The organism is Marinobacter sp. R17, assembly GCF_003789045.1.
Lineage (GTDB): Bacteria > Pseudomonadota > Gammaproteobacteria > Pseudomonadales > Oleiphilaceae > Marinobacter_A > Marinobacter_A mangrovi.
The window spans coordinates 1-26,814 of sequence record NZ_RHGZ01000042.1; the positions used below are offsets into that span (position 1 = coordinate 1).

The following is a 26,814-nucleotide window of genomic DNA, read 5'->3' on the forward strand; positions in this document are numbered from 1 at the left end:
CACTTCGACCGGTTAGGCGTGCCGCGTCTCTCGTAAACCTCAACTTCTCGAACCGCCCGGTGCGGACCCGCTTGCCGGGTGGTGTGGGAGGGGCGGAGCCAGAAGGCTCCCCCCTATCCCGATGTGGTGAGGGTGTGCGCCGCGCGTTACAGCCAGTCGTTCAGCATGATGCCGACACCGATCCGCTGGATGCGCTCGTTGTAGTCGATCAGGCTCTCGCCATAGCCGTTGTAGTACTGGATGAAGCCCTTGATGGTTTCGCCCACGGGGAAGCTGTAGCCCAGCTGGATGGACGTCTTGTTGTCGCTGGTGCGGAAATTGTTACGCAGCTTGAGGGACAGGGTGCGGTCGTTGTCGATCTTGTAGACCGCCCAGTAATCGCCGTAGCCCAGGTACTTGTCGATGTCCGGGTTGTCGTCTTCCGAGGCTTTCTCCGGAATCCGGTACCACGGCTGCACGAAGAACAGCCAACGGTCCCAGGTGTAGGCCACGCTGCCCATGACCCGGTTCCAGCTGCGGGACTGGGGTTCGGACTGGCCGTTGGACTGGTGGTTCAGGCCCAGCGTGACCGCTTCCAGTCGACCGGGGCCGACGTCCCACTGGGTGGCGTAACGGGCGAAGATTTCCGGCTCGTAGTTGGTCTCGCGGAAGGGCTTGGAGGCGTCGTTGTTATAGACCTGCCAGAACGACAGCTGGGTGTAGCCAAACCACAGGGTCAGGCGTTTATCGAACATCCCCGTCAGCAGTGGCACCTTGAAGCTGATCTGGTACTTGGCTTCGTCGTAGTTCAGCGGCTTGTCGTAGTCGGTCGTGCCGTAGGTCGGGCTGTGCGGGTGCTGGTTGGGATGGTGCATGTAGGTGTACGGCAGGATGTACGTTGGTCGGTGGGTCACAAAACTGCCCGAGAATGAGAACAGCGCCTGTTCGGTGGCGAAGTAGCGATCGACCAGCGAATCCGCCGTGTCGCCTTTTTGGGCATCGACGCCTTTTTCATCGGACGCAGCCGCGCTGCCGGTGTCGAACTGGAGATTCTCCGTCACCTCGTTGGCCCGGTCGATACGCTCTTCGCTGGCCCGTTCCCGCGCCTTTTCCGGGTCCGTGATGGCGTCGTAGCACGCCAGCCGCTGCACGCCGTTTTCGATCAGGGCGCAATCGTCCGAGGCAAACCCGGTGTAATCGGGTACAGCATCCTGGGCGGCCGCCAGAGGGGCGGTCAGGGCCAGGCAAAGCGCTGGAAGTCGTCGCATAGCGGGTTCCGTCCTTGTCCGTTGTCCTGTGAGAGATCAGAGGCTGAGCCAGGTGCGCGCGATGGCATACGCCCACACGCTCAACAGCGTTACGGTCAGCAGGCCGAAAACGATCTTGTGTTTAACGGCGGCGGTTTCTTCGACGTTGGCGACCCAGCGCAGGTACATCAGTCCGATAAAGCTGAGGAAGACCGCCAGGCTCGACAGCGCCGGGACCAGCAGCCAGAGCGGATCCACCTGGCCGTCGGGACCGGCCAGGCGGCCCATCAGGAGCATGGATCCCAGCAGGACAGCCAGTGCCGAGAATTCGATGGCGATCAGCGGGCGGCGCCACGGATGCGCCTTGGGGTAATGCTTGGGCATGGAGAACTCCTGTACAGTTGCTGCACATGATACCCATTACGCCCGCGTCAGGTCAGGTGATTAACTGAATTTTAAGGATTTGCGGGAAGCGGCTACGCTTGCAGGGAGTGGTTGGCTTGTTTGGTCGGACCCGGCAGCTATAATCCGGAACCATACGATAAATAAGAATCAGGTGGGGGACTCACTGTGAAAAGGATGAGAGTGCTGGCGGCGATCCTGCTGGTGATGGGCCTCAGCGGCGGTCCGGCGAATGCGGCCGTGGAAGACGAGATCAAGGCACGTATCCAGCCGGTTGGTGAGGTCTGCGTGGATGGCCAGGACTGTGGCGATGTGGTGACGTCCGCTGCGCCGGCCTCGGCTTCGTCGGGCCCGCGTTCGGGCGAGGAGGTCTACACCAACGTGTGTGCCGCCTGCCACGGTGCCGGCGTGATGGGGGCGCCTAAATTCGGTGATGCCGGTGCCTGGTCGCCACGCATCGACAAGGGGCTGGATACCCTGGTGAATCACGCCATCAACGGCTTCAATGCCATGCCGCCAAAAGGGGGCTGTGCCAATTGCCCCGACGAGGAAATCAAGGCGGCGGTCGAACACATGGTCGAGGCGGCCAAGTAGACCTCGACGGCTTAGCCTCTTAAACGGCGCCGGGTTTTCGCCCGGCGCTTTGCACCTTGACTTCAGGCGCCCAGATCGCCGAGCAAGGCGCTGAGGGTGGCCTTTCCCTTACGCTGGTTGGCCGCGGCGTCGGTATCCCCCAGACCTTCCCAGAGCACGTCGTCTTCCGGTAATTCATCCAGGAAGCGGCTGGGAATGGTCTCGATCTTCTCGCCGTACTGCTTGCGCTGGGCCGCGTAGGTCAGCGCCAGGGTTTGCCGGGCGCGGGTGATGCCCACGTACATCAGACGGCGCTCCTCCTCGATGTTGTCTTCCTCGATGCTGGAGCGGTGAGGCAGGATTTCCTCCTCCAGGCCCATGATGAAGACGTGAGGGAATTCCAGACCCTTGGACGCGTGCAGCGTCAGCAACTGGACCTTGTCGCTGTCGTCCTCTTCCTCGCGCTGTTCCATCATGTCCCGCAGGATCAGGCGACTGATGGCGTCCTCGATGCCGATCTCGTCCGCCGTGCCCTTGTCGTTGTCCAGCATGCGCTGGATGGAATCCACCAGATACCAGATGTTCTCCATGCGCCGTTCCGCCTGCTTGGGCGTGCCGGCGTGCTGGTGCAGCCATTCCTCGTACTCGATGTCCGTGAACAGCTGCTTGATGACCGGGATCGGCTCTTCCTGGAACAGGCGCTGGCTGGTACGGTCGGTCCAGTGGGCGAAGCGGCGCAGCTTGTCCAGGCCGCGTTCGGACACGTGCTCTTCGGCCCCCAGGTTGTGCAGCGCCTTGAACATACTGATCTGGCGCCCTCGGGAATAATTCCCCAACTGCTCCAGCGTGGTCGGGCCGATCTCCCGGCGGGGCACGTTCACCACCCGCAGGAACGCCGCGTCGTCGTCCGGATTGATCATCAGCCGCAGGTACGCCATGGCGTCCTTGATCTCGTTGCGTGAGAAGAACGACTGGCCGCCGGAGATCCGGTAGGGAATCTGGTACGCCTGCAGCTTCATCTCCAGCAGCCGCGATTGGTGGTTGCCCCGATACAGCACGGCGAAATCCCGGAATTCGATGCCTTTTTTCAGCTTCTGGTCGAGGATCTCGGTGGCGATCCGCTCGGCCTCGGCATCCTCGCTGCGGCAGCGGATGATGCGGATTTCGTCGCCGATGGCATGGTCACTCCACAGGGCCTTCTCGAACACGTGCGGGTTGTTGGCAATGACCGTGTTGGCGCAGCGCAGGATGCGCGAGGTGGAGCGGTAGTTCTGTTCCAGTTTGACGATTTTGAGGCTGGGGAAATCGTCCTTCAGGGTGGCCAGGTTCTCCGGCCGGGCACCGCGCCAGGCGTAGATGGACTGGTCGTCGTCGCCAACCACCGTAAACGCGGCCCGTTCGGCCACCAGCAGCTTGACCAGTTCGTACTGACACAGGTTGGTGTCCTGGTACTCGTCCACCAGCATGTAGCGGATCTTGCGCCGCCACTTGTCCAGCACCTCCGGGTTGGTCTTGAACAGCTGCACCGGCAGCAGGATCAGGTCGTCGAAGTCCACCGCGTTGTAGGCTTTCAGGTATTCCTGGTAGCGCTGGTAGATCAGGGCGATGCGCTGTTCCCGTTCGTCCGCCGCGCGGCTCAGGGCGTGGCCCGGCGCCCACATGGCATTCTTCCAGTTGGAGATGGTCATCTGGATGTCGTTGAGCTCATCGCCGGCGTCGGCGCTGGCTTCGCGCAGCATCAGGTCCTGCAACAGGGCCTTGGCATCCTCGGCGTCAAAAATGGAGAAGCCCGGGTGATAGCCCAGGTGGGCGTGCTCCTCCTTGATCATATTCAGGCCGAGGTTGTGGAAGGTGGACACGGTCAGGCCCCGGGTCAGCTTGCGATCCACCAGGCGGGTGACCCGCTCTTTCATCTCCCGCGCGGCCTTGTTAGTAAAGGTGAGGGCGGCGATATGACGGCCCGGAATGCCCACCTGTTCGATCAGGTAGGCCATCTTGCGGGTGATCACGCTGGTCTTGCCACTGCCGGCCCCGGCCAGGACCAGCATGGGGCCATCGACATAGCGAACCGCTTCTCGTTGACGGGGATTGAGCTGCGACACGGGTGTCCTGCCTGAAAAAATCGTTTACCCTTGGGCACTTGTCAGTGCGATCAGGGCAAGGCGCTTTGAAAGCCGGGCCGAATGGCCGGATCGAGCGGGTTATTCTACATCAGGTGGCGGCCGGGGTTTACTCCATTCGGTAACGAAACGCATACCGGCGCGCAGTGCCGTCACCAACGGGTGTTGGCATAGAACGAAAATGACGCTGCAGTCAGCGGGCGGTTCGTCTATGCTTTCCCATGCCCCCTATGGAAAGGGCTTAGTCAATGAGATGCTGGATTGTCGGACCTGGTGCGCGGAACGTATACCGGCATCTGAGGTGTGATGCCGGTAGGATGCCGTACCTGCCAATCGATTGCATGGCACCGGATAAAAGGGAGTTGGCCGCCACCAATGAATGATGTGGATGATGCGTGGAATGCCACGGCTGTCCGATTACTGATTTTGACGCCGGAGCTGCAGGACTATCTGTGGTACGTCCATCTGTTGAAACAGAATCCGGAGCTGAAGGTCGAGTTGACCTGGTGTCCCGATCTGGCCGATTGTGAAGACCTGATCAGTCACACCCAGTTCGACGTGGTGCTGTGGGACAGCATCATGTTCGTCACCTCCCAGACCGCGTTCCTTCAGTACCTCGCCGTCGCCGGCGATGAAAAACCCGTGATTGCCCTCGGCGCCGAACCCGAGGCCATCGGTCTGCCTCCGGCCCGGGTCAATGGCGCGATCGACTACCTGTGCAAGGGCCATCTCGACTGCTGGAACCTGGGCCGCGCCCTGCTGTGCGCGCTGTTCCGGCATCGTGCCACCGCCAGCACCCGCACCGAGCTGGGCCGGGAAGTCGCCAGCGGCTTCATCAACCGGGACCTGTTCTTCGACCGGCTGCAGCAGGCTATCCTGCGGGCCGAGCGGCATAACCAGCGGCTGGCGCTGCTGCACATCAACCTGGACGAATTCCGTTCCGTCAACGACAGCCTCGGTTACCAGGCCGGGGATCAGTTGATCCTCAAGCTGGCGGAGCGTCTGCGCCAGAAACTGCGCCGGGTGGATTCGCTGATGCGGATTGGCGGCGATGAATTCGCGATCATTATTGAACGGGTCGAGAACTCCCTCGACGTCACCCAGGTGATCCGCAAGCTGGTGGCTTCCCTGAATGAGCCGGTGGTGGTGGAGGGTAAGAGTGTGGTGCTGACCGCGAGCGTCGGTATTGCCACTTACCCGGAAGCCGGCAATACGCCGGAAATGCTCTTGCGCCAGGCCAACCGTGCGATGTTTGAGGCCAAGCGCGACGCCGGCACCAGTTACCGCTTCTACAACCAGCAGCTGCACCTGACGGTCGGGCGTCAGCTGACCCTGGAGGCCGACCTGCGCAACGCGCTGCGGGGCAAGCAGCTGGAATTGTATTACCAGCCGCGCATTGATCTCGTCACGGAGGAAGTGCGGGGCGTGGAATGCCTGCTGCGCTGGAATCACCCCGATCGGGGGTTGGTCGGACCGGACGAATTCATTCCCGCCGCAGAACGCAGCGGATTGATCGTGCCCATCGGCTACTGGGTGCTGGAACAGGCCTGCGAACGACTGCGGGAAGCCAACGGTCTGGGTTACCCGGGACTGGTGTTTGCCGTGAACCTGTCGTTCCGTCAGTTCCACGACCGCAAGATGACCGAAACCATTTTCCGCATCATCTACAACGCCAGTATCGATACCAGCCTGCTGGAACTGGAGCTGACGGAAAGTGCGATGATGCATGATCCGGACTACGCCCAACGCTGCCTGCGCGAGCTGAATCAGTTGGGCATCAGCTTCGCGCTGGACGATTTCGGCACCGGGTTCTCATCGCTGTCCAACCTCCAGCACTTGCCCATTTCCCTGGTCAAGATCGACAAGTCGTTTGTCCAGCGCCTGGGGCAGAGCGGCGACGCCGAGCACATCATCCGCGCCATCATCAGTCTGGCCCACAGTCTGCAGATGAGTGTGGTGGCTGAAGGCGTCGAGACCGAAGGCCAGCTGGACTTCCTGCGCCAGCAGCACTGCGACGAAGTGCAGGGCTACTATTATGCCCGCCCCATGCCCTGGGCCGACCTGCTGGTCTTCCTCGAAGAGCGTAACAGCCTCGCTTGTCTGGGCCAGTAGGCCTCTGTACCTTTCACTGCATCATCCTGTGGATTGTTGATACCGACGCGCCCGCTTGCCCAAATGGCCCCGGGTTCGCCGGGGATCGCCGAAGACCCCGCCATGGCGCTATAATGCGCGCCTTTCCTCCGGAGGTCTTTCGACCCACATCCGTCTATGTGCAACGCAAGTGAGGTGGCATGAACAGTATTTTCCAGCGGATCGCCGACGAACTGGGTGTCCGGCAACAACAGGTCAGCGCCACGGTTGGCCTGCTCGACGAAGGCGCCACGGTGCCGTTTATCGCCCGTTACCGGAAAGAGGTGACCGGCTCGCTGGATGACACCCAGCTGCGCACGCTCGAGGAGCGCCTGCGTTACCTGCGTGAACTGGAAGACCGTCGCGGCACCATCCTGGCCAGTATCGAAGAGCAGGGCAAACTGACCGACGAACTGCGTGAAGCGATCGAGACGGCGGACACCAAGAACCGCCTCGAAGACCTCTATCTGCCGTATAAACCCAAGCGCCGCACCAAGGCCCAGATCGCCAAGGAGGCGGGGCTGGAGCCGCTGGCGGATGCGCTCTATGACGATCCGACGCAGGATCCGGACACGCTGGCCGCCGAGTATCTCAACGCCGAAGCGGGCGTCGAGGATGCCAAGGCCGCACTGGACGGTGCCAAGTACATCCTGATGGAGCGCTTCGCTGAAGATGCGGAACTGCTCGGCCACCTGCGTGATTTCCTGTGGCAGGACGGTACGCTCAAGGTCACCGTGGTGCCCGGCAAGGAAAACGAGGGCGCCAAGTTCCGCGACTATTTCGAGCACAGTGAGCCGCTGAAGAAGGTGCCGTCCCATCGGGCGCTGGCGATCCTGCGCGGTCGCAACGAAGGTATCCTCAATTACAGCATCGTGGTGGGTGACGACGAGGACGATCGCAGCCGCGTCTCGCCCTGCGAGCAGAAAATCGCCGGGCACTGGAAAATCCGCGACCAGGGCCGCGCCGCTGACCGCTGGCTGGCGGAAGTGGTGCGCTGGACCTGGCGGGTCAAGCTGTCCACCCACCTGGAAACCGAGCTGGTGGCGCAGGTGCGCGAAGCCGCCGAAGCCGAAGCCATCCAGGTGTTCGCGGCCAACCTGAAAGATCTCCTGCTGCTGGCCCCGGCGGGCCCGCGCCCGACGTTGGGCCTCGACCCCGGCCTGCGGACCGGTGTGAAAGTCGCCATCATCGACGGTACCGGTCAGGTGTCCGGCTATGGCGCCATCTTCCCCCACGCGCCACAGAACAAATGGGACCAGTCCATCGAACAGCTGGCCAAGTGGTGTCGCGAGCACAAAATCGAGCTGATCGCGATCGGTAACGGCACCGCCTCCCGGGAGACCGAGAAGCTGGCGGCCGAGCTGATCAAGCGCTATCCGGATCTCAACCTGGCGCGCATCGTGGTGAACGAGTCCGGCGCGTCCATTTACTCCGCGTCTGAATTTGCCGCCCGCGAACTGCCGGACCTGGACGTCACCATCCGGGGCGCCGTGTCCATCGCCCGTCGTCTGCAGGATCCGCTGGCGGAGCTGGTCAAGATCGAGCCCAAATCCATCGGTGTGGGGCAGTACCAGCACGACGTGTCCCAGGTGCAGCTGGCGCGCAGCCTGGACGCCGTGGTGGAAGACTGTGTAAACGGCGTGGGTGTCGACCTGAATACCGCGTCGGTACCGTTGCTGGCCCGGGTCGCCGGCCTGAACCAGATCACCGCCCAGAACATCATCGATTTCCGCAACCAGAACGGGGTGTTCCGCAACCGCAAGCAGCTTCTGGATGTGTCCCGCCTGGGCGCCAAGACCTACGAGCAGGCGGCCGGCTTCCTGAAGATTGCCGGTGGCGACAACCCGCTGGATCGCTCCTCCGTGCACCCGGAAGCCTACGGCGTGGTGGAGGCGATCGCCAAGGACAGCGGCAAGTCCGTTGACCAGATTATCGGCGACAGCCACTTTCTGCGCAGCGTCGATCCCAAACGCTATGTGAACGACAAATTCGGTCTGCCCACGATCCAGGACATCATCGCCGAACTTGAAAAACCGGGACGCGACCCCAGACCTGAATTCCGGTTTGCCAGTTTTGAGGAAGGGGTGGAAACCCTGAAGGATCTCGAACCCGGCATGGTGCTGGAAGGCAGTGTCACCAACGTGACCAACTTCGGCGCCTTCGTCGATATCGGCGTCCACCAGGATGGCCTGGTGCACATCTCGGCCCTGTCTCACCAGTTCGTCAAGGACCCGCGTGAGGTGGTGAAAGCCGGCGATATCGTCAAGGTCAAGGTCATGGAAGTGGACGTGCCTCGTAAGCGGATTGGCCTGTCCATGCGTATGGATGACCAACCGGGTGAGAACAACGCGTCACGCGGCGGGCGTAAAGGCGGCGGTCAAAGCGACCGGGCCCCGTCCCGCAATCGCGGTCAGAAAGACAGCGGCAAGGCGCCTCAGGGCGCCATGGCTGGGGCTTTGGCTCAGGCGTTCGCCTCGGCCGGCAAGAAAGGCCGCTAAACTTATATTCGGGGTTCGCCGGCGCGGGCCCCGCGGACCCAAGGAGTCAGACCATGGGCGAATCCCGCAAGGGGCTATTCCAGCAGTTCTCGGCGCAGGACTGGCACGGCTTCCGCAAAGGCCTGGAGAAAGAAGGGCTGCGGGTAGACCAGAACGGGTTTATCGCCCAGACACCGCATCCGGAAGCGTTGGGCTCCACGCTTACCCATGACCGGATCACCACGGACTACTCTGAATCCCTGCTGGAGCTGATCACGCCGGTGTGTGACAGTACCGAGTCCCTGCTGGCCTCGCTGTCCGAAACCCACCGTTTCGTGCAGGCCAACCTGGGCGATGAGGTGCTCTGGTCCGGCAGCATGCCCTGTCGGCTGGACGGCGACGCCAGCATCCCCATCGCGGTGTACGGTTCCTCCAACAGCGGTCAGTTGCGACACGTCTATCGCCGCGGGCTGGATGTGCGCTACGGCCGGATGATGCAGAGCATCGCCGGCGTCCACTACAACTTCTCCCTGCCGGAGAGTTTCTGGCCCCGCTGGCAGTCGCTGCTGGGCGACGAGCGTAGCCTGCAGGATTTCAAATCGGACCAGTACTTCTGGCTGATCCGCAATTTCCGCCGGCGCAGCTGGTTGCTGATGCTGCTGTTCGGGGCGTCACCGGCGCTGGATGCCAGCTTCGTGGACGGTGTGTCCCACCATCTCAAGCGTTTCAGCGACGACACCTGGGTGGGCGAGAGTGCGACCTCCCTGCGCATGGGCGACCTGGGCTACCACAACAACGCCCAGGCCTCGCTGGACATCTGTTTCAACGAACTGCGCACCTATACGGACACACTGTACCGGGCGATCCACACGCCCTGGCCGCCCTACGAGAAGATCGGGATGCGCAACGCCGACGGCGAGTTTGTCCAGATCAACACCAACGTGCTGCAGATCGAGAACGAGTACTACAGCGCCGTGCGGCCCAAACGCACCACCCAGCGCGGCGAAAAGCCGATCCAGGCGCTGCGCAGCCGCGGGGTGGAATACGTCGAAGTGCGCTGCCTCGATCTGGACCCGTTCGAGCCGCTGGGCATCGGCGCGACGCAGATCGACTTCCTCGACCTGTTCCTGCTGGACTGCCTGCTCAGCGACAGCGAGGTGATCGGTGACGATGAATGCGCCCGCCTCGATGGCAGCTACAAGGATGTCGTGGGCAAGGGGCGCCAGGCCGATCTGCAGATCTGTTTTGAGGGGAGTCTGACACCGGTCCGCGACGCTGCGCTGACCCTGCTGGATCGTCTTCAGGGCCTGGCGGAACGTCTGGATGCCTTCAACGGCGGCGAAAAGACCTATCAGAACGCGCTGGCTGCTCAGCGGGCAGTGTTGACCGAGCCGGGCAAGACCCGATCCGACCGGGTTCTGGCGGCGATGGAAAGCCACAGCCAGGGGCATCTGGCCTGGATGCTGGATCAGTCCCGCGCCCATCAGGCGCAGCTGCGTGAAGAAGGGCTGGATGACGCAACCCGGTCCGCCTACGAGAAAATGGCCACCGATTCCATCGCCGCGCAGAAGGAGCTGGAAGCCAGCGACCGGGTGACATTTGAGGAATACCTCAACGCCTATCTGAAGGATTGATCACACTCGGCGTCGCCCCGGCGGACCTGCCGCACAAAACCTGAACAGGCGCTTGTTTCACACTCAAGCGCCTGTTAATTTTTGTTACAGGTTGCGAACAGGCGCAGGGGAGGGCCGTCATGGCCAGGGACATCAAGCTTGGCTGGGATGTGGAATCGCTCAACAAGGCGTATCGACAGGGCTATATGGCTTCGGTGATGGGCATGCCCCGAGAGCGCTGTCCCTATCGGGGCGAAGTGGTGATTGCGGCCTGGGAGGCTGGTTGGGAGGACGGCAACGACGCCCTCCAGCAAGAGCAACCCGGTGCCAGCGACCGGATCGCCTGACCGCCGGGGCGCCGTTCCAGTCGGATCAAATCGCAAGCGCTAGCGCTGCACCACGAAGGACGTGAACAGCACATCCATGATCTCGGCACCGGTCTGTTCCTCTTCCAGAACCTTGTTGAACACCTCCAGCGCCTTCTGGCGCAGGGCCTCCTGACCTTCCGGCTTCGACAGCTCTTCCAGTTTTTCCTGAGCCAGCAGCATGACCATCTCGTGGCGTAGCCGCGGTTCGTGGTCCTTGACCGCCGTTTCCGCTTCCTTCGACGCCACACGAAGCGTGACCTCGGCCTTCACATAGCTGAGCCGGCCGGTGGATTGCCCAACATTGGTAATGAACGGCGGATCCATGGCGACATAGATCGACGGCGCCGGAGCGGCCTGCTCTTCCGTCGTAGCCTCGTCGGATGCCTCCTCATCGGCTGCCTGGACGGAAACGCTGGCGAGGCACATCAGGGCCAGGCCAATGGCGAAAACGAGGCGACGGAATGTCATGGGCTTGCAGTTCTCCTTGTAATCCTGTTGTATCGCATCTGACGGTCGGGAACCCCGGCAGAAAATGCCGGTCGATGAACCGGTTCCGTTACCGTGACACCCCAAATCGTGTGCGCCCAGAATAGCAGGCCGATGGAGATCAGCCCAGCCGGGTGCGCACCAACCCAGCCCGTGAAGAGGACGCCATGCCCGGTCGACGTCTCGTTTTTCTTCTGATTTTCCTGGTGTGCGCTGCCTTGCTCGCCACCGCGTTCTACATGGAATACGTCATGCTGCTTGAGCCCTGTCCGCTCTGCTGGCTGCAGCGTATGGCACTGATGGCCGTTGGCGCGGTAGCGCTGTTGGCGGCCTTGCATGGTCCCAAGGGCTGGGGCGGGCGTCTCTATGGACTGGCGCTGGCGTTTTTCTCCATCCTGGGCACGGCGCTGGCGGCCCGTCAGCTCTGGCTGCAAAGTCTCCCCGAAGAGCAGGTTCCGGCCTGCGGACCATCTGTAGACTATCTGCTTGAGGTCATGCCGCTGCGTGAGGTCCTGAGTATCGCCATGCGCGGTACCGGCGACTGCGCCGAAGTGGTCTGGCGCTTCCTGGGGCTGAGTATCCCGGGCTGGACGGCGATCTTCTTCGTGGCGCTGGCCCTGCTGGGTCTGGCCATCCTGTTCGGCGCGTTTCGCCCCAAGGCGGCCGCTTACTGAGCCGATGTCGTGCAGCGACTCAATGAAACGCTTGCCCGGTTCGCTGGGGTTAGGGTAACGTCCTTAGCATAACGATAACGGAGGCTGGCCGGACCTTAAGCGAGTCGGCCTTGACGGAACAGAACCAGGGGGAGTCCATGCTGGAGAACGTTCAGAGTGCCAGGGAGCGATGGGGTGGTGTCAGCGATTTGATTGATCGCTGGCTGCGCGAACGACAGGATCTGATCGTCAAGTTCTGCGACGTGAGCGGAACCACTGAATTTTCGGATACCGGGGCCGTACGGGCACGCTTTGTGGCGCTTTGTGATGTGCTGGTGGACTACGTGTCGGCCGGTCATTTCGAGGTGTACGAACAGCTGATTCAGGAAGCCAAGGAATTCGACGACGGCGGCATGGAGTTGGTGGCCAAGGTCTATCCCAAGCTGGAAGAGATCACTGAGGTGGCGCTGTCCTTTAACGATCGCCTGAGCGGCAACGCCATGACTGCGGAGGAACTGGAGGCGCTGATGGAGCCTCTGTCCCATCTGGGCGAGCAGCTGGAAACCCGCTTCGAGCTGGAGGATTTCCTGATCGAGCATCTGCACAACGTCCACGCCGACAAGATGATTTCGCCTTCCTCAGCGTGACATGACACCTTTAGGGGCGCCCTTTTTGTTTCGGGCCCTAAAGCAAAAGAGCCGGCTTTAAGCCGGCTCTTTGCGTTTCAGGCAGACGGATTATTCGCCGTCTTCACCGTCCTTCGGGTTCACCTTCAGCAGTTCCACATCGAAGATCAGGGTCTCGTTGGGACCGATGGAGCGGTTGCCGCCCGGGCCGTAGGCCAGGTCAGACGGAATGTAGAACTTGTAGTGGCCGCCTTCTTCCATCAGCTGCAGGCCTTCGGTCCAGCCCGGAATCACCTGGTTCAGCTGGAACGTGACCGGCTTGCCGCGCTCCCGTGAGCTGTCGAACACGTCGCCGTTGATCAGCTCGCCGGTGTAGTGGACCTTCACGGTGTCGGACGCCTTGGGTTTCGGGCCGTCGCCTTCCTCAAGCACTTCGTACTGCAGGCCGGAATCGGTGGTGGTCACCTCGTCACGCTTGCCGTTCTTCTCCAGGAACGCCTCGCCCTCGGCCTTGTTTTTCTTGGCCATTTCCTGAACCTTGGCCATCTGTTGCTGCTGCATCTTCTTCTGGTATTCCTGCAGCGCCGCCTGGATTTCATCGCGGCTCATCCGGGCTGAGTCACCGCCTTTGTGGCCGTCCTTGATCCCCTCCAGGAATTGATCCATCTGCAGATCCGGCAGGTCGTGCTTCATGCGCTCGCCCAGCACCAGCCCCATGCCGTAGCTGACCTTCTGGTCCTGCGTGTCCAGGGCGGACTCGGCCGAGGCATTCATGGCGGTGAAGGCCGTCGCGGCTACCGTGCCGGCCAGGGCAAGCGAAATCAGGGATTTTTTCATGGAGTTTCCTTAGCTTCGAGGAGAGACCGAACCGGCCTGACGGGCGTAAGACGTCCGTTCAGGAAGCCAAGTTACGGGTGACTCCCGGTGTGTTTGTCGAAGAACCCCGAGGGGCCGGCCTCGTCAGCTGGCCCGGCGGTTCCCTTTAATGGAAGGGCAAAGGTAACGCGTTTGGCGACACTGTGCCAATGACTGATGGGTAAGGAAGTTGGGACGACGTCCCAAAATTGACGTGTGCAAAGACGACGTCAGGGCGTCGCGGCATTTTGCGAACGACGAATGCCTTCGGCGCTGAGGGAATAAGGGGCCGAATAGGGGGATTGCCAGTCGGGTTCCGCCATCACTTCCGGCTGTGCGTTCAGGCGGCTGCCGGCCGGATCCACTGCCAGGGCGTTCCAGTTGCCGTCGGAGGGTGGCTTGTCGGCGTAGTGCCAGCTGCCGTCGGTGTCCTGCCATTTGAAGACGATGTCGGGCCCGGTATCCGGTACCGGATTGGGCACCACGCCTTCGAACGCCGGCACCGGTTCGGTGGTCGTGCTGGTGGTCTTGGGCGTCGGCTCCTTGATGCCGACGAACATCAGGACGATCAGCAGGCCGAGCGCGGGAAACGCCAGTCGGAAGGCCCAGCGGCGCATCATCATCGGGATTGGCTCCCTTGTGTCGTTGTCGCGTGCGCCGCGGGAATCGCGTCCCGCAATGCCTCAATCAGTCGGTTCATGCCAGCTTCGAGTATGGTTGAGTGGTCCCCTTCCGGGGCCGCAGCGCGAAGGTTACGGATTAACAGGCCTTCATTATAGACCGAATTTGATGACATATTGTGACGGTCCTGAAGCCTGAGGGTGTAGATCCATGCCAGCTCGATTTGTTCCGCCTGCAATTCAGCGCCCTGGATGGATTCCCGTAATGCTTTGGTTGGAAAGGTTTTGTTCAGCGACTGGCGGAGTGTCCTGAGGCGTTCGGTACAGTGCTCTCGCCATTGCCGGATGCTGTCCGGCTCCTCACCATCCCACGTTTGGCCCTCGATTGCCAACCACGTCGCTGTTAACAGGCGGGAGACCGAACACCCTTGCGCTTGCAGGGCGAGACTGGCCTGGGCCACCTCTTTATTGGACCAGAGTTGCAGCGCCGTGCGCCATAGGGGATTGTCCAGCGTTAAATCCGATGGCGGTTCCATGAAAGCTCCGATGCGGGAGTGGCCCGATGCGATACGCATGTTTCACTGCAGCCGCCCGGCCAACAGCTCTGATAGAATGCGCGCATGCTGACACTATCGAATCTCAGTTTACAACGGGGCGGCCAATGGCTGCTAGAACGGACCTCGGCCACGATCCAGCCCGGACAGCGGGTGGCGATCGTCGGGGCCAATGGCGCGGGCAAGTCGAGCCTGTTCAGTCTGATCCTTGGCGAGCTGGCGCCCGAAGCCGGTGACGTCGACCTGCCCGGCGGCTGTCGGCTGGCCCATATGGCTCAGGAGGTGGACGCCACCGATCGCAGCGCGCGGGATTTCGTGCTGGATGGCGACATCGAGCTGCGTCGCCTGGAGCGGGCCTTGGCGGTCGCCGAAACCGATGGCGATGAGCTGGCCCAGGCTCGCATCCACGGTGAGCTGGATCTGCATGAAGCCTGGTCGGCGTCACGTCGGGCGGAAACGCTGCTGCGCGGCCTGGGTTTTGCCGATGCGGATGCGGACCGGCCGGTTACGGCGTTCTCCGGGGGGTGGCGGATTCGCCTGAATCTTGCCCAGGCCCTGATGCGGCCGTCCGACCTCCTGCTACTGGATGAGCCCACCAACCACCTGGATCTGGACGCCTGCTTCTGGCTGGAAAACTGGTTGCGCCGCTATCCGGGCACCTTGCTGTTTATTTCCCACGACCGGGATTTTATGGATCGGGTGGCGACCCACGTGCTGCATTTCGATCAGCGCGCGCTGGTGACCTATACCGGCAATTACACCGATTTCGAGACCCAGCGCAGTGAACGCCTGGCCCAGCAGCAAGCCGGCTACGAGCGTCAGCAGGCCCGTATTGCCGAGATCGAGCAGTTCATCACCCGTTTCAAGGCCAAGGCCACCAAGGCTCGCCAGGCGCAGAGCCGGATAAAAGCGCTGGAGCGCATGGAGCGGATCGCGCCGGCGCATGTGGATTCGCCGTTCGAGTTCCGTTTCCCCACGGCGGACAAGATCAGCAGCCCGCTGCTGTCTATCCGTAACGGTCAGGCCGGCCATGGCGACACGGTGATTCTGAACAACGTCAACCTGACGCTGTTGCCGGGCACGCGCCTGGGGCTGCTGGGACCGAACGGTGCCGGCAAGTCGACCCTGATCAATGCGTTGCTGGGCGGTGATGCCTTGCTTGCCGGCGAACGCACCACCGGTGAACATCTTTCGGTCGGCTACTTTGCCCAGCATCAGCTGGAGTCGCTGGACCTGGACGCCAGTCCGTTCCTGCACCTGCAGCGGGCCGCGCCCAAGGCGTCCGAACAGGCGATCCGCAACTTCCTGGGTGGTTTCGGATTCCACGGCGACGACGCGCTGGATCGTATCCGCAATTTCTCGGGGGGCGAAAAGGCTCGGGTGGCGCTGTCCCTGATTGCCTGGGCCAAGCCCAATCTCCTGTTGCTCGATGAGCCGACCAACCACCTGGACCTGGAAATGCGCCAGGCCCTGACCATGGCGCTGCAGCAGTTCGACGGCGCGGTTGTGATCGTTTCCCACGACCGCCACCTGCTGCGCAACACAGTGGATGAATTCCTCATGGTCAATGAGGGTGTCGTTCGGGAGTATGAGGGCGATCTGGACGACTACGAACGCTGGCTGGCAGATCGACGGACCGACGACAACCGGGCGCCAAGGCGTGAGGCGTCAGAGAGCGAACCGGCCCGTCCGGAAGTCGGCGAGAACGCCGACGACCGCAAGGCGCGTAAGCGGGCGGAGGCGGCGTTGCGTCAGAAGATGAGTCCCTATCGCAAGCGCCAGCAGCAGCTGGAAGCCCGGATGGCGGAACTGCAGAAGCAATTGGCGGCGCTGGAAGACACGCTGGGAGACGCCGGGCTCTACGAGGCGGCGCGTAAGGAAGAGCTCAAGGTGGCCCTGGGCCAGCAGGCCCAGGCCAAAGGCGATCTGGAATCGGTCGAGATGGAGTGGCTGGACGTGTCCGAGACGCTGGAGAGCCTGGAAGGCGAGCTGTCCTGACCGGGGCGGTTCTGCCGCCCTGTTAGACCACGTTCAGTGTGAACTTCTGGCGAGCCAGGTAGTCCTTTTCGTTTTCCAGGTCGGCCCGGGTCAGCGGCCGCTCTTCCAGCCAGCCCTCGGCGAAGCTCACGGTCAGTTCGCTGGGGCTGGTGATCTCGACCTTGAAACCCGCGGGTTGTTCCATGTTGCGTGGGTGCTGGATCAGGTTGGCCAGCCGCAACAGGATGCACAAACGCTGCAGCCGCGGTACATCGTCCTCGTCACACCCCTCGAACACGGCATTGGAAAACTTGCGCCGATGGCCTCGCACCAGGGTGGCCAGATTCTGTTGACCCTGCTGGGAGAAACCGGAGAGATCCGAATAGCGCAGCAGATAGGCGCCATGCTTGTGGTACTGGCTGTGGGAGATGGTCAGGCCGATTTCGTGCAGGCGGCAGGCCCAGCGCAGCAGGTCCTCGTCGAATTCGGTGTTGATCTGCCAGGCTTCGGCGACTTGCCGGTAGGCGGCGATCGCCGTTTCCTCCACCGCCGCAGCATGCGACGTATCGATGTCGTATCGGCCCTGCAGCGCCTGGGTGGTGCGCTCGCGCACATCCTCATGCTGGATGCGGCCGACAATGTCGTAGAGCAGGCCCTCGCGCAGGGCGCCATCGGTGTAGGTCATGGATTCGATCTCCAGTGACTCAAAGGCGGCCAGCAGTATTGCCAGGCCTGCGGGAAAGATGCTTTGCCGGTCCGTGCGGACGCCGAGGTCCGACAGTCGCTCGACGTTGCCCATATCCACCAGGCGCTGGCGCAGCTCGCGCAGGGCTTCCAGGGTGATGGTGCCGTTGGTCAGCTTGAGGTTGGCCAGCACCGATGAAATCGCCTTGATCGAACCGGAGGAGCCCACCGCGCTCTGCCAGCCCAGATGACGGAACCGGTGGCGAATGTTGAGCAGCTCCTGGGAGGCGTGGGTCACGGCCTTGTCCATTTGCTTGCGCGGGATCTTGCCGTCCGGGAAGTAGCGATTGCGGAACGACACGCAGCCCATGTGCAGGCTTTCCAGGGCCTGGGCTTCGAAGCGCTCGCCGATGATGAACTCGGTGCTGCCTCCGCCGATGTCGATGACCAGGCGGCGACCGGTATCGTCCGCGAGGGTGTGGGAGACGCCCAGGTAGATCAGGCGGGCCTCCTCGCGGCCGGCGATGATTTCCACCGGGAAGCCCAGCACCGCTTCGGCCCGCTCCATGAATCGATTGGTATTACGGGCAACCCGAAGGGCGTTGGTGCCGACGATCTGGACCGCGGACGGCGACATGCCCTGCAGGCGCTGCGCGAAGCGGCTCAGGCAGTCCAGTGCGCGTTGCTGGGCGTCTTCGGTCAGGTTGTTGTCGGCGTCGAGGCCAGCGCCGAGCTGGACCTTTTCACCCATTTTCTCGACGGTGCGAATCTCACCGTGGATCAGGCGGGCAATCACCATATGGAAGCTGTTGGAGCCCATGTCGATGGCTGCCAGCAGCTCTGGCTCGGTGGCGGGGTTGGGGGCCGTCACGTGTCTTGAAATCCTCTTGCCAGGCCGTATATTGTGTGAGGCTCTTCATGGTGAACCGACACTGCGGGTAACTATAAGACAAACCCCGCCAACCTGTCAGTAGCGGATCCAAGTCCAGGGTCAGGAAGCCAGTGCCTGCCGGAGTGCAGGGACTTTCCGTCTGAGGGAACTTTCGCGTAAAGTTGAGTCGGTAGATTTCGACAGGGCCGGTCAGATGACGGGCCTTAAATGTTTGGAGCAGTGCGCCTGCCAGGCGCTGCCAACAGCAGGAAACAGTAATGAGCGGAAATATCGTAAACGTCACCGACGCTTCCTTTGAAGAAGACGTCCTGAAAGCCGACACCCCGGTCCTGGTGGACTATTGGGCCGAGTGGTGTGGTCCGTGCAAGATGATTGCACCGGTACTGGAAGAGATCGCCGAGGAATACGACGGTAAGCTGAAGATCTGCAAGCTCAACATCGACGAGAACGAGCAGACGCCGCCGAAGTTCAACATCCGCGGCATCCCGACGCTGATGCTGTTCAAGAACGGCAACGTGGACGCGACCAAGGTCGGTGCCCTGTCCAAGTCCCAGCTGGCGGCGTTCCTCGACAGCAATCTCTGATCTGTCGACGATCGGGCATACCAGCCGACGAAAAAGCCATCTCCTGACTGCCAGGAGGTGGCTTTTTTGTGGGCGGCAAAGGTAGGTTGGGCTGACGAAGGAAGCCCAACAGGCCGGCTGAAACCCGGAGCCTGAAGCCAGTGGATGTCATCGCTTCCGTCGCCCCGGAGGGTCGTCCCTGGCCGCCTATGCGACGAGGGCCTCCTGTCCTCTGCTACAGCGATGGCATCCATCGGCTTCGATCCGAGCTTTGCGGAAGTCGCGGAGAGCATGAGTCATGGTGGGCGGCATTATTCATTGGCGTGGAGTCCTGGGGCAATGCCCGACACGGATACTCAAATAACCCTGTGCGGACTGATCCTTGCCGGCGGCCGTGCCCGGCGTCTGGGTGGCGTGGAAAAAGGTCTGGCCGACTGGCGGGGGCGTCCCCTGGTTGCGACCGCAGCGGAGGCCTTGCGCTCTCATTGTGACACGTTGCTGATCAGCGCCAATCGTCGTCTCTCCGACTACCGGTCATGGGCTGACAAGGTCGTGAGCGATGCTCCCGAGTTCGATGATGCGGGGCCGCTGGCCGGCTTGTTGTCGGGATTACGTTGTGCGCGGGACCTGGGCTTTGTCGGTGTGCTGGTGATGCCCTGCGATACGCCGGCAGTCTCCGCGGATATCATGGGCGAACTGGCCGGGGCGGTCCGGCAGGACCCGCAACGCATGGTGCTGGCGCGAGTGGGCGATCGCTTACACCCACTTCACGGGTACTATCCGGTGCATCTGGTCGATGCGTTACAACGGGATCTGGAGCAGGGTGGGCGTAAAGTGATGGCGTTTGCCGGGGCGCAGGATCCGAGGTATCTGGATCTGCCTGTGGCATCGACGGTATTCCGTAACCTGAATGCGCCGGAAGATTGGGAGGCGCCCTAATCCTGTTGCCAGTTTTTGGCCTTGTCCCGGTCGCTGGCTTTCTGCTCCACCCAGTGGGACTCCCCGTCCACCGTGATTTCCTTCTTCCAGAACGGGGCGGAGGTTTTCAGGGCATCCATCAGAAATTCGCAGGCTGCGAATGCATCCCCCCGATGGGCGCTGGCCACACCGACGAAGACGATCTGCTCGCCCAGGGCGAGTTCGCCAACCCGGTGAATCACCCGCACCGCCTGGATGGACCAGCGCTCGCGGGCCTGGGTGACCAGATCCTCGATCACCGACTCGGTCATGCCCGGATAATGCTCCAGGAACAGGGCGCGAACGTCCTGGCGATCGCCTCGAGTCCGGACCAGCCCGGTGAAGGTGGCTATCGCGCCGGTATCGCCGGTGCCGCCAAGCGCCCGGGTCTGCTCACCAATATCGAAGTCTTCGGTCTGGATGCGAATCATGAATCGGTCCTAACCGCCGGTCACGGGCGGGAACAGGGCCACTTCATCGCCCGGTGACAGGGGCTGCGTCGGGCGGGCCATGGTCTGGTTGACGGCGATCATGACCGGCTGCTCGCCTTGCAGGACATCCCAGGGGGCGCCGCGGCTGGCGAGGCTCTCGATCACATCGGCCACCGTGCCCTGAGTGCTGATCGGCAGTTCCAGTTCATCCGTCTGCAGGTTCTCGCGCAGGCGGGCGAAGAATTTAACGGTCACGGTATCGCTCATGGTCAGCCCAGCAGATCGGTGAATGGCAGGAAGGTCAGCGGGTCGCCCCGTTTGATCGTACGCTCTTCCGGCACGACCGCCAGACCTTCGGCCCAACAGGCCGAGCTTAACATGCCCGAGCTCTGGTTGGGGTAGGCTTCGATCCACGCCTGGTCATCCTGCAGCACGCGCCGGGCCCGGACAAATTCGCGCCGGGGCGAGGCGCGCTCCACGGCGAAATCGGCCGGCAGTTGCGGAAAGGCGGGCTTTAAGTCGGTAGCGCCCTGCAGACGCCGTATGAACGGCGCGGCGACGATCAGGAACGTTACCAGCACCGCCGCCGGATTGCCCGGCAGTCCCAGCATCGGCGTGTCGCCCACGTGGCCGAAGGCCAGCGGTTTACCGGGTTTGAGTGCCAGGCGCCACAGGGCCACATCGCCCAGGGATTCCATTGCGGCGCGGACATGGTCTTCTTCGCCGACGGAGACGCCGCCGCTCGACAGGATCAGGTCCGTTTCGCGCCCGGCCCGTTCCAGGGCACTCAGTGTCGCCTCGCGGGTGTCCGCCACATCGCCCAGGTCGATCACCTCGCAGTGCATCTGCTGGAGCAGGGCGTCCAGGGTGAAGCGATTGGTGTTGTAGATTTTGCCCGGTGGCAGCGGTTCGCCGGGCGGGACCAGTTCGTCACCGGTGGTCAGGATGGCGACCCGAACCGGACGGCGCACCGGCACTTCCGCAATGCCCAGGGAGGCCAGCAAACCCAACTCCTGCGGCCGCAGGCGAGTACCGGCACTGAGGGCAACGGCGCCGGCCTTGAGATCCTGGCCCCGGGGGCGGATATTCTGGCCGGACTCCGGCTGTTGCGAGGTGTGCAGTCCGGCGTCGTCGACGAGGACGTTTTCCTGCATCAGGACCGCGTCAGCGCCTTCGGGAACCGAGGCCCCCGTAAAAATGCGGGCGGCACTGCCGGGCGTCAGGGGTTCCGGGGCAACGCCGGCGGGAATGCGCTGGCTGACCGGCAACGGCTGGTCCGTGAGGTCTGCGATGCGGACAGCGTAGCCATCCACTGCGCTATTGTCGGCGGGCGGCACGTCGGCAGGCACATTTTGACCGGTTGCCAGGATCCGCCCCAGCGCGTGACGTAATGGTAATGTTTCCGTGCCAGCGACGGTATTCGCCTGAGGCAGCAGTTGGGCCAGGGCGTCGTCGAGCGAGGTGAGGCCGTCAGTGGGACCCATGGTCGCTTCCCGTGTCGAGGCGCTCGTCCAGGCGATGCACCGGCTTCTCCGGCTTGCGGTTGACCAGCGCCGAGAAATTGCAGGGGCGGTGGCGGCTGTCCAGCTGTTCCTTCAGGATCTTGTCCCAGCCCAGGGTGCAGGCACCCGTCGAACCGGGCAGGCAGAACACCACGGTGTTGTTGGACAGCCCGCCAAGGGCTCTGGACTGGATGGTGGAGGAGCCGATGTCGTCGGCCGACAGGCGGCGGAATTCTTCGCCGAAGCCATCGATTTCCTTGTCGAACAGCGGCTTGACCGCTTCCGGCGTGCTGTCGCGCTCATGGAAACCGGTGCCGCCGGTGATCATGACGACCTGGATGCGGTTGTCGGCGATCCAGCGGGCAATCAGGGCGCGGATCAGGTAGATGTCGTCCGGAAGCAGGCGGCGTTCGAGGACCCGGTGGCCTGCGGCGTTGGCCTGGTCGGTCAGGTACTGGCCGGACGTGTCTTCTGCGGGGCCGCGGCTGTCGGAAACCGTCAGGATGGCGACGTTCAGTGGTACGAAGGTGTCGGACTTTGCCATGGATCAAATTTTTCCAATTCCGGGGGCCTGAATAGACCGAAAATCAACGGTTGGCTTGCTACGGGTTGAAAAACGCGCTATATCGTAAGGACGTGCCAACCAGTATCCTGTTGTCACCGCAATTTTGGAAGGGGTGGTAATGGCCAAACTTGTTGCTATAATGGCCGGCACGTTTACACGCTTCCATTTGAAAAAGCCGTATTGGCGCCCGCCTCACGGTTTCTGTCCCAATATTTAAAAGCATCACGTTACGTCCAGGGGCTACCCCCTGTCTTCGCAAACCTGATTGATATTCCATTCCAATTCGTCACAAACAAAATATGAACCTTACCGAACTCAAGCAGAAACCCGTTCCCGAGCTGCTGGATATTGCCCAGGAAATGGGACTCGATAATCTGGCCCGTTCTCGCAAGCAGGATGTCATCTTCTCGATTCTGAAGAAGCACGCCAAAAGTGGCGAGGACATCTACGGGGACGGCGTGCTGGAGATCCTCCAGGACGGCTTTGGCTTCCTGCGTTCCGCCGACGCGTCTTACCTGGCGGGACCGGACGACATTTACGTGTCACCGAGCCAGATCCGCCGTTTCAACCTGCGTACAGGCGATACCATTGCCGGCAAGATTCGTCCCCCGAAGGACGGCGAGCGTTATTTCGCTCTGCTCAAGGTCAACGAGATCAACTTCGACAAGCCGGACAATGCCCGTAACAAGATCCTGTTCGAAAACCTGACGCCGCTGTTCCCGGATGAGCGCCTGACGCTCGAAGCCGGTAACGGCAGTACCGAGGATCTGTCCTCCCGGGTTCTCGACCTGGTGGCGCCCATCGGTAAAGGCCAGCGTGGCCTGATCGTGTCGCCGCCGAAAGCGGGTAAGACGCTGCTGATGCAGGGCATCGCCCAGTCGATCACCCGCAACAATCCGGAGTGCCACGTGATGGTGCTGCTGATTGACGAGCGGCCGGAGGAAGTGACCGAGATGCAGCGGACCGTCCGCGGCGAGGTCATCGCCTCGACCTTCGACGAGCCGCCGGCCCGTCACGTTCAGGTTGCGGAAATGGTGATCGAAAAGGCCAAGCGGCTGGTCGAGCACAAGAAAGACGTGGTGATCCTGCTGGACTCCATCACCCGTTTGGCCCGTGCCTACAACACCGTGATCCCGTCCTCGGGTAAAGTCCTCACCGGTGGTGTCGACGCCCACGCCCTGGAGAAGCCCAAGCGTTTCTTCGGTGCCGCGCGTAACGTCGAGGAAGGCGGCAGCCTGACCATCCTGGCGACCGCGCTGGTCAACACCGGCTCCAAGATGGACGAGGTCATCTACGAGGAATTCAAGGGCACCGGCAACATGGAGGTCCATCTGGACCGCAAGATTGCCGAACGGCGGACGTATCCGGCCATCAACATCCGCAGCTCCGGCACGCGCCGGGAAGATCTGCTGATGAGCGAGGCGGACATCCAGCGGATCTGGATCCTGCGCAAGCTGCTGCACTCCATGGACGACGACACCGCCGCCCTGGAGTTCCTGCTGGACAAGCTGCGCGATACCAAGACCAACGATGAATTCTTCCAGTCCATGAAGAAGCGCTGATCGCGCCCGCGCCCCTGCCGTTCACCGAGCGACAGGGGCGCTGTCCATTCTGCGAACCCAATTCCCCGACTGCCTTCCCCGGTGATCAACAGGCCAGGACTGCCGCATGAAATACGACGATCTGCGTGATTTTATCGACCAGCTGGAAAAGCTGGGCGAGCTCAAGCGAATCAAGACGGAAGTCGACCCCTACCTGGAAATGACCGAAATCTGCGACCGCACCCTGCGTGCCGGTGGCCCGGCGCTGCTGTTCGAGAACCCCAAGGGGTATGACATGCCCGTGTTGGGCAATCTGTTCGGCACACCTCGGCGGGTGGCGCTCGGCATGGGGCAGGAGGATGTGGAAAGTCTGCGGGAAGTGGGCAAACTGCTGGCCTTCCTCAAGGAGCCGGATCCCCCCAAGGGATTCAAGGACGCCTGGGAAAAGCTGCCGATCTTCAGGCAGGTGATGCAGATGGGGCCGAAGGTCCGTCGCTCGGCGCCTTGCCAGGACGTCATCATCGAAAAGGACGACGTCGATCTGTATAAGATCCCGATCCAGCATTGCTGGCCCGGGGATGCCGGGCCCCTGGTGACCTGGCCGCTGGTGATTACCCGCGGGCCGCACAAGGAGCGCCAGAATCTGGGCATCTACCGGCAGCAGCTGATTGGTCGGAACCGCCTGATCATGCGCTGGCTGAGTCACCGCGGTGGCGCTCTGGATTTCCAGGAGTGGCAGAAAGCGCATCCGGGCGAACCCTTCCCGGTGGCCGTCGCGCTGGGCGCGGATCCCGCCACGATACTGGGGGCGGTCACACCGGTGCCGGACAGTTTGTCCGAATACGCCTTTGCCGGTTTGCTGCGGGGCAGCCGGACCGAACTGGTCAAGGCCGGTTTATCGGAGCTGCAGATCCCGGCCAGTGCGGAGATCGTACTGGAAGGGTTTATCTATCCCGACGATACCGCGCCGGAAGGGCCGTTCGGTGATCACACCGGGTATTACAACGAGGTGGAGACCTTCCCGGTGTTCACCGTGGAGCGGGTCACCCACCGCAAGAATCCGATTTATCACAGCACCTACACCGGACGCCCGCCGGATGAGCCGGCGATCCTTGGTCTGGCGCTGAACGAGGTCTTCGTGCCGATCCTGCAGAAGCAGTTTCCGGAAATCGTCGACTTCTACCTGCCGCCGGAGGGCTGTTCCTACCGCATGGCAGTGGTGACCATGCGCAAGCAGTATGCCGGCCATGCCAAACGTGTGATGATGGGCGTATGGTCGTTCCTGCGGCAGTTCATGTACACCAAGTTCGTGATCGTTACGGACGACGATGTGAACGCGCGCGACTGGAACGATGTCATCTGGGCCATCACCACGCGAATGGATCCGGTGCGGGACACCACGATGGTCGAGAATACGCCCATCGATTATCTGGATTTCGCCTCGCCGGTGGCCGGGCTGGGCTCCAAGATGGGGCTGGATGCCACCACCAAGTGGCCGGGCGAGACCGACCGGGAGTGGGGCCGTCCCATCGCTATGGATCCGGCCGTGAAGGAGCGGGTCGATGCCATCTGGTCCGAACTGGGGATTGATGCCCCGGAACGCTGAACCGCCGACGCAGGTCCGGATTGTGCCGGCCGGTCTGGAATTTACCGCCTCACCCGGGGACGATCTGCTGACGGCAGCCCGCCGGGCGGGTGTGGCCGTTCGCTGGTCCTGTCGCAATGGGGTCTGCGAACTTTGCGAAGCCCGGTTACTATCGGGACGGGTCTTCAATACCCGGACCCGCCAAGACGAACACCCGTCCGCCAACGTCATGCTGTGTCGATGCCAGCCGCGCGGACCGGTTGAACTGGAGATTGAGGAGGTTATGGCTGCAGGTTCCAATACGCCCCAACAGGTGCAGGCGAACGTCCGGGATATCACCCCGCTGAGTCACGATGTGTATCGGGTGACCCTGGATCTGCCGCGTCGCCGTGAGCTTGATTTCCACGCCGGCCAGTACCTGTCGGTGCGTCTGCCGGGCGCCGAGCCGTCCTATTTTTCCATCGCCAGCAGTCCGACGGCCTCTTCGATCGAGCTGCACGTGCAGGCCGGCACGGATTGGGCCACGGCCCTGAAGGTGATGGAGGCGTTTCGTGATCCGGGTCAGGTGACCCTGGAGCTGCCGCACGGCAAGGCCTGCCTGGCCCAGGTGCCCACCAAGCCGCTGATTCTGATCGCCGCCGGTACGGGCTTCGCCCAGATGAAGAGCATCGTGGATTACCTGCGCGAGACCGACTGCAAGCAACCGGTCTTCCTGTACTGGGGGGTACGCCGGCACGAGGACATGTACCTGCGCTCCCTGGCCTGGCAGTGGCACGAGGAGTGGCCGGGCTTTGCCTTCTTCCCGGTAGTGGGTGACGACGCCGACAACGACTGGAGCGGCCATCACGACCAGCTGGTCCGTGCGGTTCTGGCTGGTGGCTACGAGTGGCCGGAAGTCGAGGTTATGGCCAGCGGGTCGCCGCCGATGGTCTACACGCTGATGGACGCGCTGCTGGAAGCAGGGCTGCCTGAATCGGCCTTCTATTCCGACGTGCTGGAGTACGCGCCGCGGAGCTAATGTTCGGAGAAAGTACGCAAAGCTCGGCGCTTTAATGTAGCCGACGCTTCAGCTTCGGAGGAGCCGCAAGGCTCCTTTGTTGTTTCCGGACCTCGCGAAATCCGGGGCTGGCCTGCAGCCGGCAGGGTGTTGCAAAAGCCCCAGTATTCTAAAAGTTGCGTCGTACACTGTGCAAACCGGCAACATAGGTAACACCTCAAACCGGGAACATGGGTGACACAAGTTACGGTATGGGCAAGGAGGATGCGCCCATGCCCTGGAGAGAGACGTGTGTAATGGATCTTAAGATGCAGTTCATCGCAGACTGGCTGCGGAGCGAGCATGGTGTGAGCGACCTGGCCCGCGGATACGGCATCAGTCGCAAGACGGCGTACAAGTGGATCCGGAGGTATCAGG

The 26,814-nt window shown here is 62.3% G+C and carries 26 protein-coding genes; 14 read left to right on the forward strand and 12 right to left on the reverse strand.

Features of this window, described 5'->3' with window-relative positions; genetic code table 11:
- Positions 1-146 precede the first annotated feature (146 nt).
- Positions 147-1,247 (reverse strand): phospholipase A, encoded by a 1,101-nt coding sequence (locus EB809_RS19975; protein WP_123636619.1) that lies wholly within the window; start codon positions 1,245-1,247, stop codon positions 147-149.
- A 36-nt stretch (positions 1,248-1,283) separates the two neighbouring features.
- Positions 1,284-1,610, reverse strand: coding sequence for a hypothetical protein (locus EB809_RS19980; protein WP_123636620.1), 327 nt, complete (start codon positions 1,608-1,610; stop codon positions 1,284-1,286).
- A 195-nt stretch (positions 1,611-1,805) separates the two neighbouring features.
- On the opposite strand from EB809_RS19980, the gene EB809_RS19985 reads away from it, so the two are divergent.
- Complete coding sequence (locus EB809_RS19985) at positions 1,806-2,222, forward strand: c-type cytochrome (RefSeq protein WP_123636638.1); 417 nt, start codon at positions 1,806-1,808, stop codon at positions 2,220-2,222.
- 62 nt (positions 2,223-2,284) lie between these two features.
- Here the strand turns inward: EB809_RS19985 and rep are convergent, their stop codons facing one another.
- Complete coding sequence (rep, locus tag EB809_RS19990) at positions 2,285-4,303, reverse strand: DNA helicase Rep (RefSeq protein WP_123636621.1); 2,019 nt, start codon at positions 4,301-4,303, stop codon at positions 2,285-2,287.
- A gap of 393 nt (positions 4,304-4,696) precedes the next feature.
- On the opposite strand from rep, the gene EB809_RS19995 reads away from it, so the two are divergent.
- The 4 genes from EB809_RS19995 to rmf all read left to right on the forward strand — a co-directional run bounded on the left by EB809_RS19995 (position 4,697) and on the right by rmf (position 10,888).
- Positions 4,697-6,433 carry a putative bifunctional diguanylate cyclase/phosphodiesterase gene (locus EB809_RS19995; protein ID WP_123636622.1) on the forward strand — a complete coding sequence of 579 codons (1,737 nt, stop codon included), beginning with the start codon at positions 4,697-4,699 and terminating at the stop codon, positions 6,431-6,433.
- A gap of 179 nt (positions 6,434-6,612) precedes the next feature.
- Complete coding sequence (locus EB809_RS20000) at positions 6,613-8,949, forward strand: Tex family protein (RefSeq protein WP_123636623.1); 2,337 nt, start codon at positions 6,613-6,615, stop codon at positions 8,947-8,949.
- Positions 8,950-9,002: 53 nt separating this feature from the next.
- Positions 9,003-10,562: a glutamate--cysteine ligase gene (gshA, locus tag EB809_RS20005; protein WP_123636624.1), complete on the forward strand. Its 1,560-nt coding sequence runs from the start codon at positions 9,003-9,005 to the stop codon at positions 10,560-10,562.
- Positions 10,563-10,681: 119 nt separating this feature from the next.
- Positions 10,682-10,888 (forward strand): ribosome modulation factor, encoded by a 207-nt coding sequence (gene rmf / locus EB809_RS20010; RefSeq protein WP_123636625.1) that lies wholly within the window; start codon positions 10,682-10,684, stop codon positions 10,886-10,888.
- A 39-nt stretch (positions 10,889-10,927) separates the two neighbouring features.
- Here the strand turns inward: rmf and fliL are convergent, their stop codons facing one another.
- Positions 10,928-11,377, reverse strand: coding sequence for a flagellar basal body-associated protein FliL (gene fliL, locus EB809_RS20015; protein WP_123636626.1), 450 nt, complete (start codon positions 11,375-11,377; stop codon positions 10,928-10,930).
- Between the two features lie 185 nt (positions 11,378-11,562).
- Here fliL and EB809_RS20020 point away from each other — a divergent pair, with 185 nt between their 5' ends.
- Together EB809_RS20020 and rsd are read left to right on the forward strand one after the other, a co-directional pair.
- Positions 11,563-12,069, forward strand: a complete 507-nt coding sequence (locus EB809_RS20020) for a disulfide bond formation protein B (protein WP_123636627.1) — start codon at positions 11,563-11,565, stop codon at positions 12,067-12,069.
- Positions 12,070-12,206: 137 nt separating this feature from the next.
- Positions 12,207-12,695 carry a sigma D regulator gene (rsd, locus tag EB809_RS20025; RefSeq protein WP_123636639.1) on the forward strand — a complete coding sequence of 163 codons (489 nt, stop codon included), beginning with the start codon at positions 12,207-12,209 and terminating at the stop codon, positions 12,693-12,695.
- 90 nt (positions 12,696-12,785) lie between these two features.
- On the opposite strand, the gene EB809_RS20030 is transcribed toward rsd, so the two are convergent.
- The 3 genes from EB809_RS20030 to EB809_RS20040 all read right to left on the reverse strand — a co-directional run bounded on the left by EB809_RS20030 (position 12,786) and on the right by EB809_RS20040 (position 14,685).
- Positions 12,786-13,511 carry an FKBP-type peptidyl-prolyl cis-trans isomerase gene (locus tag EB809_RS20030; RefSeq protein ID WP_123636628.1) on the reverse strand — a complete coding sequence of 242 codons (726 nt, stop codon included), beginning with the start codon at positions 13,509-13,511 and terminating at the stop codon, positions 12,786-12,788.
- Between the two features lie 248 nt (positions 13,512-13,759).
- The gene (locus EB809_RS20035; protein WP_317848736.1) at positions 13,760-14,152 is read right to left on the reverse strand and encodes a DUF4124 domain-containing protein; all 393 of its coding nucleotides are present in this window, start codon (positions 14,150-14,152) and stop codon (positions 13,760-13,762) included.
- Entirely contained in the window at positions 14,149-14,685 is a 537-nt protein-coding gene (locus EB809_RS20040; protein WP_190294982.1) for a TIGR02444 family protein, read from the reverse strand. The genes EB809_RS20035 and EB809_RS20040 overlap by 4 nt, the downstream gene beginning before the upstream one ends.
- Positions 14,686-14,769: 84 nt before the next feature.
- Here EB809_RS20040 and EB809_RS20045 point away from each other — a divergent pair, with 84 nt between their 5' ends.
- Positions 14,770-16,701: an ATP-binding cassette domain-containing protein gene (locus EB809_RS20045; RefSeq protein ID WP_123636630.1), complete on the forward strand. Its 1,932-nt coding sequence runs from the start codon at positions 14,770-14,772 to the stop codon at positions 16,699-16,701.
- Positions 16,702-16,723: 22 nt separating this feature from the next.
- Here the strand turns inward: EB809_RS20045 and ppx are convergent, their stop codons facing one another.
- Positions 16,724-18,235, reverse strand: coding sequence for an exopolyphosphatase (ppx, locus tag EB809_RS20050; RefSeq protein ID WP_263317015.1), 1,512 nt, complete (start codon positions 18,233-18,235; stop codon positions 16,724-16,726).
- Between the two features lie 278 nt (positions 18,236-18,513).
- On the opposite strand from ppx, the gene trxA reads away from it, so the two are divergent.
- On the forward strand, positions 18,514-18,840 hold the full coding sequence (gene trxA, locus EB809_RS20055; protein ID WP_111493780.1) for a thioredoxin TrxA: 327 nt from the start codon (positions 18,514-18,516) through the stop codon (positions 18,838-18,840).
- A 318-nt stretch (positions 18,841-19,158) separates the two neighbouring features.
- Positions 19,159-19,758 (forward strand): molybdenum cofactor guanylyltransferase MobA, encoded by a 600-nt coding sequence (mobA, locus tag EB809_RS20060; protein ID WP_190294983.1) that lies wholly within the window; start codon positions 19,159-19,161, stop codon positions 19,756-19,758.
- Here mobA and moaE read toward each other — a convergent pair.
- Genes moaE through moaB form a run of 4 tightly spaced genes read right to left on the reverse strand, consistent with a single transcriptional unit; the run spans position 19,755 to position 22,253 of the window.
- Positions 19,755-20,207, reverse strand: coding sequence for a molybdopterin synthase catalytic subunit MoaE (moaE, locus tag EB809_RS20065; protein ID WP_123636632.1), 453 nt, complete (start codon positions 20,205-20,207; stop codon positions 19,755-19,757). The two genes, mobA and moaE, sit on opposite strands and share 4 nt — an antisense overlap.
- Before the next feature lie 9 nt (positions 20,208-20,216).
- Positions 20,217-20,474, reverse strand: a complete 258-nt coding sequence (gene moaD, locus EB809_RS20070) for a molybdopterin converting factor subunit 1 (RefSeq protein ID WP_123636633.1) — start codon at positions 20,472-20,474, stop codon at positions 20,217-20,219.
- 2 nt (positions 20,475-20,476) lie between these two features.
- Complete coding sequence (glp, locus tag EB809_RS20075) at positions 20,477-21,691, reverse strand: gephyrin-like molybdotransferase Glp (RefSeq protein WP_123636634.1); 1,215 nt, start codon at positions 21,689-21,691, stop codon at positions 20,477-20,479.
- Complete coding sequence (moaB, locus tag EB809_RS20080) at positions 21,678-22,253, reverse strand: molybdenum cofactor biosynthesis protein B (protein ID WP_123636635.1); 576 nt, start codon at positions 22,251-22,253, stop codon at positions 21,678-21,680. The genes glp and moaB overlap by 14 nt, the downstream gene beginning before the upstream one ends.
- 320 nt (positions 22,254-22,573) lie before the next feature.
- On the opposite strand from moaB, the gene rho reads away from it, so the two are divergent.
- The 4 genes from rho to EB809_RS20100 all read left to right on the forward strand — a co-directional run.
- Positions 22,574-23,836, forward strand: coding sequence for a transcription termination factor Rho (gene rho, locus EB809_RS20085; protein ID WP_123636636.1), 1,263 nt, complete (start codon positions 22,574-22,576; stop codon positions 23,834-23,836).
- Positions 23,837-23,942: 106 nt separating this feature from the next.
- A complete protein-coding gene (ubiD, locus tag EB809_RS20090; RefSeq protein ID WP_123636637.1) occupies positions 23,943-25,421 on the forward strand; it encodes a 4-hydroxy-3-polyprenylbenzoate decarboxylase in 1,479 nt (492 codons plus the stop codon).
- Positions 25,378-26,418 (forward strand): 2Fe-2S iron-sulfur cluster-binding protein, encoded by a 1,041-nt coding sequence (locus tag EB809_RS20095; protein WP_223808056.1) that lies wholly within the window; start codon positions 25,378-25,380, stop codon positions 26,416-26,418. Before ubiD ends, EB809_RS20095 begins: the two co-directional genes overlap by 44 nt.
- 287 nt (positions 26,419-26,705) lie before the next feature.
- Positions 26,706-26,814: helix-turn-helix domain-containing protein (locus tag EB809_RS20100; protein WP_223807821.1), on the forward strand; the 109-nt coding region annotated here is incomplete at its 3' end.